The organism is Oscillatoria salina IIICB1 (assembly GCF_020144665.1).
GTDB lineage: Bacteria > Cyanobacteriota > Cyanobacteriia > Cyanobacteriales > SIO1D9 > IIICB1.
Genome location: NZ_JAAHBQ010000014.1, coordinates 1 through 14104, shown reverse-complemented (window position 1 = coordinate 14104; position 14104 = coordinate 1). Strand labels below are relative to the sequence as shown.

Here is a 14104-nt window from a genome sequence, read left to right as displayed (position 1 = left end):
CCCAATTTATTCTCTAGTGCGATCGCCAATTGCAAATCCCAAGTTTGGCATCTTAAACAATTTCTTATGAGTGTAAAAACCGAAAAACCTCAATCTACTGACAAACCTGCTGAAGCAGTAGAAAATCAACGTACTTGGAAAGATTTCTTTACCTTCAATACCGACCACAAAGTTATTGCCGTTCAATATCTCGTTACTTCATTTTTCTTTTACGGCATTGGCGGAGTTTTAGCTGGCTTGATGCGTACAGAGTTAGCAACTCCCGACCCCGATTTTGTCACTCCCGAAGTTTACAATCAAATGTTTACCTTGCACGGGACAATCATGATCTTTTTATGGATTGTTCCCGCAGGTGCAGGTTTTGCTAACTATCTGGTTCCCCTGATGATTGGGGCAAAAGATATGGCATTTCCGCGCTTGAATGCCGTCGCTTTTTGGCTGATTCCTATTGGCGGTGTCTTCTTGCTGAGTAGCTTTTTTGTCGGGGCGCCCCAAGCAGGCTGGACTTCTTATCCTCCTTTAAGCTTAATTAGTGGTGAAGCGGGCGAAGCAATTTGGATTTTGAGCTTGTTATTGTTGGGAACATCTTCAATTTTGGGGGGAATTAACTTTATTGCCACCATTTGGAAGATGCGAATCTCAGCAATGACAATCTACGATATGCCTTTGTTTTGCTGGTCGATTTTTGCGACTTCTTGCTTGATCTTGATTGCGACACCAGTTTTAGCCGCAGCTTTGATTTTGCTTTCCTTTGACTTGATTGTCGGAACCAACTTCTTTAATCCTGGTGGTGGCGGAGATCCAATTGTTTACCAGCATATGTTCTGGTTTTACTCGCACCCAGCAGTTTATATCATGATTTTGCCCTTTTTCGGGGTAATTTCCGAAGTGCTACCCGTTCATGCGCGCAAGCCAATTTTCGGTTATCGCGCGATCGCCTATTCGAGTATGGCGATCGCTTTTATCGGTATCCTAGTTTGGGCGCACCATATGTTTACTAGCGGTACTCCTGGCTGGTTGCGGATGTTTTTTATGGCAATGACGATGATTATTGCCGTACCGACGGGAATTAAGGTCTTTAGCTGGTGTGCGACAGTTTGGGGCGGTAAAATTAGTCTCAATTCTCCAATGTTATTCGGTTTGGGCTTTGTTTCTACTTTCCTCATCGGTGGCTTAACTGGCGTAATGGTCGCTTCTGTACCCTTTGACATTCACGTCCACGATACTTATTTTGTCGTCGCCCATTTACACTATGTTCTCTTTGGTGGCAGTGTTTTAGGCTTATTCGCTGGCGTTTATCACTGGTTCCCGAAAGTCACCGGACGAATGTACAACGAACCTTTGGGTATTATTCATTTTGCCCTCACTTTCATTGGCGTACATCTTACCTTTATGCCGATGCACGAACTCGGTTTATTAGGAATGAACCGCCGAGTTGCACTTTATGACCCCCAATTCCAGCCTTTGAATGTCATCGCGACAATTGGTGCTTATGTCCTGGCAGTTTCGACTTTGCCGTTTATTATTAACGTCTTTTGGAGTTTAATTAAAGGAGAAAAAGCAGGTCGCAATCCTTGGAAAGCCCTAACCTTAGAATGGCAAACAACTTCACCACCCATTATCGAAAACTTTGAAGAAGAACCGATTTTGTGGTCCGGTCCCTACGATTACGGTATCGACGTAAAAACTTTAGAAGGCGATCGCACTGTTCAAGAATTACTCACCGAAGTTCAAGGCGAATCTAGCTAAAGGTAGAGGTTAAAATCTAATTTCTCTACTATTTGGGCGCAGTCATTTGCGCCCCTACCCACACCTAGGTTTAGATTGGCAAATTAGCAGCAAAAAATTAAACTTCTACCTTTTCTCCTTAGTCAAATTACTGCAAAAAAAGGAATTTATGCAAGGTTCAACAATTGACGAATCCAAAACTGCTCTTAATTACCATCACGAAGTAGAACCAGGAGCGCATCACGAAGAACATCCTGACTTTAGGATGTTTGGTGTGGTCATTTTCCTCATCGCTGAAACAATGATTTTCCTCGGTTTATTTGCTGCTTTTTCCATTTACAAAGTAATGTATCCGGAATTTCCCCCAGAAGGAACCGAATTAGAACTTTTGCTACCCGGAATTAACACAATCGTCCTGATTTCTAGCAGCTTTGTCATGCACAAAGGTCAAAGTGCAATTAAAAATAATGACAACAAAGGGTTACAAGTTTGGTTCGCTTTAACTGCACTCATGGGGGCGATTTTCTTAGCCGGACAATTGTACGAATATAGCCATTTGGAATTTGGTTTAACAACTAATTTATTTGCCAGTTGTTTCTATGTTTTAACCGGATTTCACGGCTTGCACGTTACCGTCGGCTTATTACTAATTTTGTTTGTTCTCTTTCGTTCTCGCAAATCCGGACACTATTCTGCTAAAGAACATTTTGGTGTCGAAGCATCAGAACTTTATTGGCATTTTGTCGATGTTGTTTGGGTGGTACTTTTCACTTTAGTTTATTTACTACCCTAGTTTTTGCTAAGAAATTATCAAAGCGATCTTCGTTGTGAAGATCGCTTTTACTTTGAAAATGAAACTATTCACCAGCAGCTTTTAAAATTTCAGCGTACAATTGACTACTAATCCTAAATTTTGCCCGTCCAATCAAAAGATCCATGACAGGTTTAACCGCAGCGATCGCGCCATTGCGTTTTGCTTGTAGTAAAATACCTAATATACCGACTACATTCAGTTTATTAGCTTTTGCTACTTCTCTACCTCGACGCTCATCTATTAGTAATAAATCAGCTTTTAGTTCTAAAGCTAAAACAATTGCTTCAGCTTCACCTAAATCTATATTTTCCCCTACTTCTATAAGTCGGCTACGATCTGCAATTGTTTGAATTTGAATCCAGTCTGAAGTTTAAACTTCTACCGCACCTGGTACTAACTTATCTAAACCAACCATTTCATTGTATACTGCGGTTGGAATTACTATATTCTCGTAGAGTTCTCGTAGCAACTGTAGCTGATTTATAGCTGCTAGATTAGTTATTGGTGATGTATTACTAACTACAATCACAACAAATCTAGATACTGTAAAGTTTTCAAATCTTCTTGAAAATCCTCAACATCATAATTAATGGTGAGTCCACGTTTAGCAAGTTCTTCTTGAAATTCAATTACACTTAATCCCGTCCAAGCACGAGCTTTTCCACTGCTAATTTTTTCTTGTTTATAAAGCATAATAGCTACTTCGATTATTAGTTCAGCCTCTGTCATTCGGGCTGCTTGGAGAATATCATCAGGAATTAAGGCGCTCATCGGATTTTTGCTAACAAAAAATTGTTTTTAAGCCTGGGGAGGCTTGCTCATTTTTGCTTGAAGATTATTATATCTTACTTCAGCAGCATTGACAAAAATGTAAAAATATGTTCAATGAAGCCAACAGTGAGTTGTTGACATTTCCCAGAAAAAGTTAAAATTGATACACTTAAATTATTTTACTGTTTTGACAAACCTCAAGTTATTGTAGATACGGGCGGAAAACTAGCTTACTTGCTAGCTTAGTGGTTAAACAGTAAACTGAGGCTGACTTACCCCGACGAACCTCAAGTTATTGTCCAGACGAGCGGAAAACTAGCTAGCTAGCTTGGTTATTAAATAGTAAACTGGGGCAGATTTACCCCTCTGTCATTGCTCACTGCTAAGTCGAGGTTGCTATGAACCAACAGGTCAAGAGCAAGAAAATATACCGAAAGTAATAAACTGAACTAGAGATTGGTAACAGCGGATCGCGGATTGGGAACTCTTAGATCGATCGATTATTGACGAGTCTTAACTATCCACCACCCGACAACCGACAACCAACAACCAACAAAGAACGGATAACTGATAACTGATAACTGGTAACTGACCATCATCTACCACCTATTAACTAAGGAAATCTCATCATGGCTGAAGTAAGAATTAACAGTATCACTTCCAATCTACTTTTAGGTTCCGATATCAACCTCAATGAAGGTCAGGTTTTAACTTACGAAGTCAGTATCGAAGATATCGACCTCGCAGAAGGTGAATTTGTTGATATTAGGATTAACAATAATTCTGATTTTGTTGATGTTGGTGCGGGACCGGGAGAAGATTTTAGTTTCCGAATTGATGATTTTAACTCGCGTACAGAGGATATTTCCCAGACACGCACGCTCAAGATTTTTGATTTCAATGACGATATTGACCGGAATATCGATAATATTTTTGACGATATTAGCGAGCCAGATCGTTTTGCAACGCTAACGTTTGAAATTATTGACACTAATATTGCTATCTCTAACGCAGATATCTTTATTGAAAATACGCAGAATCGTCAAGTAAATATTGATTTCTTCGATGACGACTTCTCAGAGATAGATACCTCTCCACCCGAAGGTGTAATTGTCCTGGATGAAAATGGGAATGGAGAATATCAAATCCGGCTAGAAACAATTCCCATTGCTCCTATATTCATGAGGATCGACATTAACAATCAAAAAACTGGTGTTGGTGTCGCAGATCAGCGTATCAGCTTATTAACTGGTGAAGTAGTTGATATTGCTGGAACCGAAAATCTTCTTGGTGGTGGGATTCTGAGAATTCTCGGTACAGAGGATTTAGCCTTCGGGGGAAATGGCATTCTCGACCCCAGAATTATACCCGTAAGCGTCGGACCAGACGACCTGCGCGACGAAGGCGAAGTGATCGCCAGGATTTTTCATGACTTTTTGCCAGAAGCTACATTTACCGAGGAAATAGAAGTAAACGACAATGGATTTAGAGACGAAGCGATCGCGGAATTAAGAGAAATCCTCGGTGATAATGCAGAAATTCCTCAAGAGCAAATTATCCAGCGCACTGAACAGTTAATCGATCAATTTATTAATGAAACCATCATTGATTTTGTGATTACTCCCGATGAAATACAAAGATTTGACCGGGATGGTGATGGTTTCACAGACCAAGTCCTTGCTAGCACTACAATTCAATCTGACCCCAACTACTATCTACAAGACGATCTGATCGATAACGAGTTAGTTCCCACAATCGAAGTAACTCAATTAGATAACGATGTACCCGCAGTGACAATTACTCAAGACGAGCGCATTGTCACCGAAGGTGGAAACTCAGCTACCTATTTTGTTCGCCTTGCTACCTTCCCCCGTCGCGATGACAATCTCGACGCTACCGTTATTATTACGCTGACTCCCAACGAAGAAATTAGCCTCAATGGGGCTAATCCGGGCGAAGCAATCAGACTCAGGTTTACTACTGATAACGCTCAATTCAGCCAACCTGTGGTTGTTACGGCTCTTGACGATGCCACTATTGACCCAGAAGATATTGGGTTAATTACCCACGAAATTACTACTCCGGATAACATACTGACCGATCCTCGCTACGCACCAGGAGCAAATGTCCCATTCATTGTCAATGGTTCAACCACGAACGAAGTCAGATTCAATATTGAAGAGAACGACGAAGCGGGAATCATCATTACTCAAACAGGTGAAACCGTTAACATCGTTGAAGGCGAAATCACCGACACTTTCGAGATCCAATTAGCTACAATTCCCGATGACGAAGTACAAATCGATCTCATTCCCGGCGCTCAAATTGATGTTGGTGATGGAGTAGAAGAAACAATTACACTCACCTTCACCCCAGAAAATTACGACCAACCGCAAACAGTGACGGTGAGTGCAGAAGACGATAACGTGCTTGAGGGCGATCGCGTCCGCACCATTTCCATCGCGTCTTTTTCTCCTGATGTAAACTACGGTCCGGGGGTTCCATTCCTGATTAACGGCAATCAGGTAAGTGACATTACAGTTAACATCACCGATAATGATGCCGGAGCAGTAATTACCACCGAAGACCCCGATGTCGCCGTGCTTGAAGGTGGTGACAACACTGGTAGTTACCAAGTAAGGCTGAATCTACAACCAACTGCTAACGTTACTCTCACCGTCACACCTAGCAGCGACGCTATCGATTTAGGTAACGGTGCTGGCGTTCCTTTCAACCTTACCTTTACCCCGGATAACTTCGATACACCGCAAACCGTTACTTTCACGGGAGTAGAAGATCCCGACCAAGAAGACGAAATTGTCAGTTTAGTCCAAACCCTCAGTAGTGCCGATCCCCGCTTTAGTGGAGCGTCTCAAGGTAAAGTCAGTATTAATGGCAATCTGAGCAATACTCTCAATGTCGAAATTCTCGACGACGACACCGAAGCGAGAATCATTGTTGAAGAAATTTCCACCAACGAAGTCAATCTCGGTGAAAGAGAATTACTCAGCTACCGTCTCCGACTGGTTAACGCTGACTTAGAACCTGGAGAAACCGTCAGTGTAGTCGCCAGTAGAAGCGATCAATTCGATCCTTTCCCCGAATTTCCTACCTCATTTCCGAACCTGGAAATCGGCGGTGGTTTGGGTAGACCAGTGGAAGTGACCTTTACTGCGGATGACCTCATCGAAACGATTAACGTCCTCGCATCGAACGACGAAATCGACCAAAACGTTGACCCAGAACCAGGTGAACCTAATCCCCCAGACCGAATCAGCGTTATCCAGCACGCAGTCACCAGTAACAATCCGGCTTTATCAAATCTACCGATCGTCTTTGAAGATGGTACTATCAGTAATCGCCTCACAGTCAATATTTTCGATGATGATTTTGCCACCGTCGATACTTCGATTCCCGATGGTAGTCTGATTATTAGCGAAGGCAATAGCGGTTCCTATAATGTTCGTCTGGAAACTATTCCCATCATTGATGGGGATAGTGACGGATACTTTTTCTACAGCATCATCCCCAGTAATCAAAATACTCGGATCGATTTACCCTACCTAACTATTAATCCGGAAACCGGAGAACTTGTAGAAGCACAATCAGCATTTTTACCTGGACTTACAGAAACGATCTTTCGTCGCGAAGATCCTGTAACTGGTGAAGTAGAAAATATCCTTAATGCTGCTAATCCTGGTTTTGGCGACCCGGTAGACCGAATTATTCCTCGTGGTTCGGCGGCTTTACTACCAGAGAATATTCCTTTAACTGTAGGACCGCAGGATAATCGCGACGAAGGCGATTTGATTAGTCTCCTTTTTCACCCGATTTCGACAGCAAGGACTCTTTTCTATACGTTTGATAGCTTTATCCTTAGTGCTGTTGATGATGACGATATCGTCCGACTTACGGAGATCGATCCCGAAAATCTTCAACAAGCAATTCTCGCTGAAACTGCTGATTGGCTGTTCCCAATCGATGATTTCGACTTTGATGCACCGATCGACTTTATTGACGATGGAGATGTCGGAGCATTCGATCGCGATCGCGATGGTTTAATCGATCGCTTCCGTGTCTCGGTGACATATACTAGCGACCCGAATTATAACAATGAAGATACGCCAATTCCGACGATTGAGTTGCGTCAAGAGGATGACGACGAACCGGCTGTAATTATCACTGAAGATCCAGAACTGGATATTAATGAGGGTAGTGAAGGAACTTATTCGATTCGTTTGGCGACTTTCCCGCGACGCGATGATTCCAGTGAAGTTGAGGTAGAAGTTACTCTGAATCCGAATAACGAAATTGAGTTATTCGACCCAGCGACAGAGGAATTTGCTGGGGCTGGTAATCCGGTAACATTTACTTTTACTAACGATAATGCCTTAATCAACCAAGATGTTCGGGTGCGGGCGATCGCTGATGAGGAGTTTGAGGGTCCACATACGGGGACGATTATCCATACTTTCCGTAGCGATGACCCAAATTATAACTTGGGTGTAGCGCCAATTTTAATTAATGGTGCGGCTACTCCTCTGCTCACGGTTAATATTGACGATACTAATCCGGCGGTACTGATCGAACAAACTGATGGCAGCACGAATGTGTCGGAAAATGGGCTAGAGGATACCTATTTTGTTAGTCTCAGTGCAGCACCGACAGATGATGTCACTGTCTTGATTCAGCCGGATGAGGAAACTAACCTCGGTGATGGTCCGGGTAATTTAATCATTCTCACGTTTAGCCCGGATAACTTCGATAGTCCCCAAGCAGTTAATATTCAAGCGGTAGACGATGAAGAACAAGAAGGTCCCCACTTCAGCACTTTAGTTCATACTGTTACTAGTAATGACCCAGATTACCAAACGGCGATCGTTGGTGGAAACCGCAGTGGAACTCCGATCCTGATTGATGGCGAACCTACCGAAGGACAATCTTTTGGGGAACTTCAGGTTAACGTTCGCGATAACGATGTTGCTGGTGTCAGTATTTTCCAAACTGAAGGAAGTAGCCTGATTACTGAAGATGGGGCGACTGATACGTTTGAAATTAGCCTCGATAAGCGACCGATCGCTGATGTGACTGTTACTCTTGACCCTAATGGCGAAATTAGTCTCGGTGAAGGAGTAGATAATCCTCTGGCGCTATTCTTCACGCCGGAAAACTTCGACGAACCGCAAATCGTTACAGTGACAGCGTTTGACGATACGGAACGAGAGGATGAAGATAATCCCGATCCTGGAATCGTCAGCGTGACAGTAACTAGCACTGACCCGGAATATCTTCGTAGTACAATTCCCATTAGCGTTGATGGAGTAGCGATCGGTCAAACGATCGATGGCGAACGAGTTAACGAATTCGAGATTGAAATCGAAGATAACGATACTCCTGGTGTCAGTATTACTCAAACTGACGAAAGTACCGAAGTTTCAGAAGCAGGTGAAACTGATACTTATGACGTAGTTTTGAACCGTCAACCGATCGCCGAAGTAACAGTTACAATTACCCCCGACCAAGAATTACTCTTAGAAGGGGCAAACGATGATGGTATCCTGACGCTAACATTCACTCCCCAAGATTGGGATATTCCCCAAACCGTTAACGTCAGCGCATTTGATGACTCTTTAGCCGAAGATACACCCCACTTTGGGCGACTAATTCATGAAGTCGAGAGTAGCGACCCCGACTACTCAGGAGAAGAAGTAGATATCAGCGTCGATGGTGAAGACACCAACGAATTGCAAGTAGCGATCGCTGATAACGATACTCCTGGTGTCAGTATTATTCAAACCCTCGGTAATACTGAAGTTTCCGAAGCTGGCGATACTGACATCTACGAAATTCGCCTCGACAGTCAACCTACCGCTAACGTCCGCGTTACTGTTGACCCCGACGAAGAAATCGACCTCGGTAACGGTGCTGGGGTCGCCCTTACCCTCACGTTTACCCCAGAAAACTTTAACGAAGCGCAAGTTGTCACCGTTCAAGCGATCGAGGACGATGATTTAGAAAGCGACCACACCGGAACAATTATCCACCGAGTTAATTCCTCAGACCCTGACTACAATGGTGCGGATGTACAATTTACTGTCTTTACCGGGGAAAATGACGATGAAGGTGAACCAATCTCCGAACAAACCAACCAACTCGTTGTTGATATCGAAGACAATGACACTGGCGATGTAATTATTAACGCCTTAGTAGGTTCGGGAACCGAAGGAATTATCGTCAGCGAAAGTGGTGGTACTGACTCCTACGAACTTCGCCTCGATTCTGTTCCCGAAGATGATGTCACTATCTCGGTTGCACCTAGCGACGAACTCGACCTCGGACGCGGTCCGGGAATACCTGTTTCGCTCACCTTTACCCCGGAAAATGCTTTAAATCCGCAAACGGTTACGGTGCGAGCTTTTGACGACAACATCGCTCAAGACAACGCCGAACGAATTTCTCGGATTACTCATACTGTCACTAGTAACGACCCTCGCTTCAACAACATTAGTATCGATGATGCGTCGGTAACAATCCAAGATAACGATACGGCGCGAATTATTGCTTCTCCAGAGTCTGGAAGTATTGCTGTTGTCGAAGGTAGCGAAACTGATGGTTATACGGTTCGTCTGGATACGATTCCTGAAGCCGCAGTTAACGTTACTGTCACTCCTAGTAACGCCCAAGTAGACCTGGGAAACGGCGCAGGTCAACCAGTTACGCTTACATTTGAGGATGACGCAAGCGCCCTTGACCCACAAACGGTGAATGTGGCAGCTTTCCCGAATGACCAAACCAATCGGGGAGACAGAAGTGCTACTCTTTTCCATCGCGTCACTAGCGATGACCCTCAATATCAAAATTTTGAGATTCCCGATATTAATGTTCAAATCAGCGATGATGATACCGCCGCTTTGAACGTTGCCTTAGAGGATGGTAATGCTACTGTGGTCGAAGGTGGCGACACGGATACATTCTCGCTGCGGTTAAATAGCGTTCCTGTCAGTGAGGTGACGGTAACGGTTACGCCCGATGACCAGGTGGAACTGGTTGATGCAGGGGAAGATGGAACGCTGACGCTGACGTTTACGCCGAATAATGCTTTCTTCTCTCAGGAGTTTACCGTGCGGGCGCTCAATGATTCGCTAGTTGAAGGTTCCCACACGGGTACGGTTTCGTTTAGTTTCAGTAGTGATGACCCTGACTATAACAACAATGATGTCCCGATTAATATTGATGGCGAGAATTTGGGTGAATTAACTGTCAATATCCTCGATGATGATGCGGGTGTGGCGATTAGCCAAACTGGCGGTAATACTAGCGTTGCTGAAGGTGGTACTAGCGATACTTATTCAGTGGTCTTAACTACTGCACCGGTGGGTGAAGTGACGGTAATTCTTGACCCGGATGAGGAGACGGATTTAGGTAATGGTGGCGGAAATCAGGTTTCGCTGGTGTTTACCGAGGAGAACTTTGATACACCGCAAGTGGTGAATGTGACTGGAGTAGATGATGAGGAAGTAGAAGGCGAACATACCAGTACAATTCTGCACATGGTTAGCAGCAGTGACGATCGCTATACTAATGAGGCGATCGCTGTTGATGGTGTCTCGACTCAAGAGATTACTGTTAATGTCACCGATAATGACTTTGGTTTGATTGTTAATGAATCTGACAACAATACTCAAGTTGTTGAGGGTGGTGATGGCGATACTTATACCCTGGCTCTTTCTAATCGTCCTAGTGCTAATGTGACTATTGAGCTTAGTGCTGACGATGATGAGGTGGAAATTGAAGGCGCTTCTGGTAATGAGATTGTCTTTACTCCGGAAAATTTTGACCAACCACGCACGATTAGTGTAAGTGTGGAAAATGACAATGAACCTGAAGGAAATCGTACTCGGATTATTACTCATACGGTGGCTGAAGGTAGTGCGGAAGAGTATTTAGAAGTCGAACCTACTCAGGTTGAAGTGGAAGTCACTGATGATGACCAAATTTTCAACCGCACTGATAATAATCTCTTCTTTATCTCTGAGGAAGCTGGGGAAACTCAACTGTTGTTTACGTTTACCGAACGCAATGCGAACCATGTCAATGAAATTGGTTATGTTATTGCTGATGACTCACAAGGAACGATTAATGGAATTTCTCCGGGTTCGGAAGAATATGTCCGGGCGGCGATTAACCAAGGACGGTCGATTTTCACCGCTTTACCGCGCACTGTACTGCAAGATTTGCAATCTACTCGCCAAATTACGTTTGATGGTGGTGCAAATATTGTTTTCTTCCTGGTGTCTGATGGTAGTATCGACCAAGTACGCCAAGATTTAGATGCGGGACGAGAAACGGCTGATGTCTTCTTTGCGATTCCGGAAGCTAATCTCGATGGTTCCCCTCACTTCGACGTTCCCGAAGCAGGAGAGGAGAAATTTACTTTCGCTTGGGAAGACTTATTAGGTGGTGGTGACCAAGATTTTAACGATGTGCTGATGGAAGTAGAGGTGGCGAACGATTTACCCGCACCCAGGGGAACTGGACCCCAAGGAATTGTTGAATTGATCGATTTGCGATCGCCAGAAACAGTGGAAGCGGAATTTGACCTGAATAGTTTTGCGGCTTTGGATAATACGATTGGCTTCTATATTGTCGCTGACACTGATGGAACTTTAATTAGCGGACTCGAACCAGGAGATGAAGGTTACGCTGAAGCAGCGATCGCTAATAATACGGTTCGCTTCTTTGAGGATGAAGAAGCTATACCCGGACCTCTACAAGGTTTGCTCGCACCTTATATTATTGCTGGTGGTACCAGGGATGAATTCTTGGATGAAAATCCTGGTAATGAACTCCTAGAGGGAATTCCGGTTGCTTACTTCCCCTTCTTGGATGCTAACCCGGATGATTCTGACCATATTCGTTTGTTAGGAGATAATACGTTTGGTTTTGAAGATTTACCGAATTTAGGTGACTCGGATTTCGAGGACTACACTGTCCAAGTTATCTTACCTCCTGTGGAAACAACTACCACATAAAAATTCCCACAGATGCGATCTAGAGACGTTGCTTGCAGCGTCTCTACCAATTCTAAGATGGATTACAGAGCCGATCTAGCAGATTCATTAATTGTTCGGCATCTTCTGGGTAGGTAACGTACTTATTCTCGCCAACCTTGATATCGCTACCTTCTAACTCTATGCCATATTTTTCCGCTATAACAACAATTGGCGTGAGTACCGATACCTGAGCGTTTTCGCGGATGCGGATACCCATTTCCATGTACTCGTCGATAGTTTTGCCTACCTGATTGAGTAAAATTAAATCGGGGCGTTCGCATCCATCTCTGGTGCGGGCTAGGGCTGTTTCTTCGTCGATCGCTAGGAAAACATGATAGCCTTTGAGTCTGAGATTTTCGACTAATAGCGATCGCACTTCTTCATCTGGCTCAATCAGCAAAATTTTTAATTTCTCTTGTGGAACACTCATTTTTTACCCCTGTTTTTTCTTCCCAGCAAGCGATCGTATTCATCCCTTACCACCTCAAAACATTCACAAGATTTTGCTTCTAGTTTCTGTTGGTTAAGGATCTGAATATGACCGCGACTGTAACTGATTAAACCTTCCTCCTGAAGTTTTTGCGCAGCTTGGGTGACACCAGAACGCCGCACGCCCAGCATATTACTAATTAATTCTTGGGTTAAAATAAGCTCGTCCGAATTAATACGATCTTGTACTTCTAACAGCCAACGCGCAAGTCTTTGTTCGATCTGGTGAAGGCGGTTACAAGCAACACTCTGGGAAATCTGTGCAATGAAAGCTTGGGTATAACGCAACATTACGTCGCGCAATTCTTGGTTTTTCTGGAACTCTCGACGCATTATTTCCGCATCGATCTTCATCGCAGTTCCGGCAATCTGAACTACATATTCAGTTTGGGTGGTTTCTCTTCCACCCATAAAAGCATTTATTCCAATCACTTCCCGGTTGCCGACTACCCCTGTTTCTGCTGTCGCACCATTTGACATGGTAATTGTTATCGAAAGCAAGCAATCAATCGGAAAATAAAGTTCGTTAATAGTTTCGTTTGGTAAATGCAGCATATCGCCGCGATTTAGTGAAACTTGGTGTAAATTAGGAGCTAGTGTATCGTACATTTGCTCTGTCAGGATTGCTAGTAAATGATTTTTATGAGCCATCTGAGAAAACGCTTTAATATTTATTCCTCATGATAGGGTCAATCCCGACTAACAGCGATCGCCTGATACATTTTTAGTTACAGGATCGGGATTTTATTTATTAATTGTCTTTAGTTTAATTCAAACTTCTATTTAGCTTCAGTACGAAATCGTCCTTAACTCTGGTTAAATTTACCAATCTTGAAAATAAATTTCGCTCTAGCTCGGTTTGGTCACAAGTCATTTTTATTTTGACAGAAATTTAAATTTTTGGCTCGTCAAATGAGCTATAATAGAAAAATATATATAAAATTTTTAATGATGAAGTGCGAGTTATGCGAAAGAAAAACGGACAATTTGACAGTCCATCACCTTGTCCCAAAACAAAGCGTCAAACGCAAACAAGCTAATGCTGGTCCAACTACGGATATTTGCTCGGCTTGTCATCGACAAATCCACGCTCTTTTTGATAATAAATATTTAGCCCAAAACCTCAATACAATTGAAAAACTGAAAAGCGAACCACAAATGCAAAAATTCCTTTCTTGGATTAGAAAACAAAATCCAAGTAAGCGCATTCGAGTACATCGTTAACCTCTCCCCCAACCCCTCTCCTGCA

Annotated in this window: 10 protein-coding genes; 5 read left to right on the top strand and 5 right to left on the bottom strand. The window is 43.4% G+C overall.

Going from position 1 to position 14104, the window contains the following annotated elements; genetic code table 11:
• The first annotated feature begins 66 nt into the window (after window positions 1-66).
• Together ctaD and G3T18_RS05280 are read left to right on the top strand one after the other, a co-directional pair.
• Window positions 67-1749 (top strand): cytochrome c oxidase subunit I, encoded by a 1683-nt coding sequence (ctaD, locus tag G3T18_RS05285; RefSeq protein ID WP_224409490.1) that lies wholly within the window; start codon window positions 67-69, stop codon window positions 1747-1749.
• Between the two features lie 148 nt (window positions 1750-1897).
• A complete protein-coding gene (locus tag G3T18_RS05280; RefSeq protein ID WP_224409489.1) occupies window positions 1898-2521 on the top strand; it encodes a cytochrome c oxidase subunit 3 in 624 nt (207 codons plus the stop codon).
• Between the two features lie 64 nt (window positions 2522-2585).
• Here G3T18_RS05280 and G3T18_RS25720 read toward each other — a convergent pair whose 3' ends face one another.
• Complete coding sequence (locus tag G3T18_RS25720) at window positions 2586-2687, bottom strand: DUF3368 domain-containing protein (RefSeq protein ID WP_318013934.1); 102 nt, start codon at window positions 2685-2687, stop codon at window positions 2586-2588.
• On the opposite strand from G3T18_RS25720, the gene G3T18_RS25715 reads away from it, so the two are divergent.
• Window positions 2665-2892: a hypothetical protein gene (locus G3T18_RS25715; protein WP_224409488.1), complete on the top strand. Its 228-nt coding sequence runs from the start codon at window positions 2665-2667 to the stop codon at window positions 2890-2892. The genes G3T18_RS25720 and G3T18_RS25715 overlap by 23 nt on opposite strands.
• Before the next feature lie 20 nt (window positions 2893-2912).
• Here G3T18_RS25715 and G3T18_RS25710 read toward each other — a convergent pair whose 3' ends face one another.
• Together G3T18_RS25710 and G3T18_RS05260 are read right to left on the bottom strand one after the other, a co-directional pair.
• Window positions 2913-3071: a hypothetical protein gene (locus G3T18_RS25710; protein WP_224409487.1), complete on the bottom strand. Its 159-nt coding sequence runs from the start codon at window positions 3069-3071 to the stop codon at window positions 2913-2915.
• Window positions 3068-3313, bottom strand: a complete 246-nt coding sequence (locus tag G3T18_RS05260) for a UPF0175 family protein (RefSeq protein WP_224409486.1) — start codon at window positions 3311-3313, stop codon at window positions 3068-3070. Before G3T18_RS05260 ends, G3T18_RS25710 begins: the two co-directional genes overlap by 4 nt.
• A 629-nt stretch (window positions 3314-3942) precedes the next feature.
• Here G3T18_RS05260 and G3T18_RS05255 point away from each other — a divergent pair.
• The gene (locus G3T18_RS05255; protein ID WP_224409485.1) at window positions 3943-12345 is read left to right on the top strand and encodes a DUF4114 domain-containing protein; all 8403 of its coding nucleotides are present in this window, start codon (window positions 3943-3945) and stop codon (window positions 12343-12345) included.
• A 52-nt stretch (window positions 12346-12397) separates the two neighbouring features.
• Here the strand turns inward: G3T18_RS05255 and G3T18_RS05250 are convergent, their stop codons facing one another.
• Together G3T18_RS05250 and G3T18_RS05245 are read right to left on the bottom strand one after the other, a co-directional pair.
• The gene (locus tag G3T18_RS05250) at window positions 12398-12796 is read right to left on the bottom strand and encodes a PleD family two-component system response regulator (RefSeq protein ID WP_224409484.1); all 399 of its coding nucleotides are present in this window, start codon (window positions 12794-12796) and stop codon (window positions 12398-12400) included.
• Window positions 12793-13506, bottom strand: a complete 714-nt coding sequence (locus tag G3T18_RS05245; RefSeq protein ID WP_224409483.1) for a Crp/Fnr family transcriptional regulator — start codon at window positions 13504-13506, stop codon at window positions 12793-12795. Before G3T18_RS05245 ends, G3T18_RS05250 begins: the two co-directional genes overlap by 4 nt.
• A gap of 297 nt (window positions 13507-13803) precedes the next feature.
• Here G3T18_RS05245 and G3T18_RS05240 point away from each other — a divergent pair, with 297 nt between their 5' ends.
• Window positions 13804-14079 (top strand): hypothetical protein, encoded by a 276-nt coding sequence (locus tag G3T18_RS05240; protein ID WP_318013932.1) that lies wholly within the window; start codon window positions 13804-13806, stop codon window positions 14077-14079.
• Window positions 14080-14104: the final 25 nt, after the last annotated feature.

What these genes read in the sequence shown, in the direction of transcription:
- ctaD (WP_224409490.1), top strand. Translation starts at nt 67, where the DNA reads ATGAGTGTAAAAACCGAAAAACCTCAATCTACTGACAAACCTGCTGAA.
- G3T18_RS05250 (WP_224409484.1), bottom strand. Translation starts at nt 12,796, where the DNA reads ATGAGTGTTCCACAAGAGAAATTAAAAATTTTGCTGATTGAGCCAGAT.
- G3T18_RS05255 (WP_224409485.1), top strand. Translation starts at nt 3,943, where the DNA reads ATGGCTGAAGTAAGAATTAACAGTATCACTTCCAATCTACTTTTAGGT.
- G3T18_RS05280 (WP_224409489.1), top strand. Translation starts at nt 1,898, where the DNA reads ATGCAAGGTTCAACAATTGACGAATCCAAAACTGCTCTTAATTACCAT.
- G3T18_RS05260 (WP_224409486.1), bottom strand. Translation starts at nt 3,313, where the DNA reads ATGAGCGCCTTAATTCCTGATGATATTCTCCAAGCAGCCCGAATGACA.
- G3T18_RS05240 (WP_318013932.1), top strand. Translation starts at nt 13,804, where the DNA reads ATGATGAAGTGCGAGTTATGCGAAAGAAAAACGGACAATTTGACAGTC.
- G3T18_RS05245 (WP_224409483.1), bottom strand. Translation starts at nt 13,506, where the DNA reads ATGGCTCATAAAAATCATTTACTAGCAATCCTGACAGAGCAAATGTAC.
- G3T18_RS25715 (WP_224409488.1), top strand. Translation starts at nt 2,665, where the DNA reads ATGACAGGTTTAACCGCAGCGATCGCGCCATTGCGTTTTGCTTGTAGT.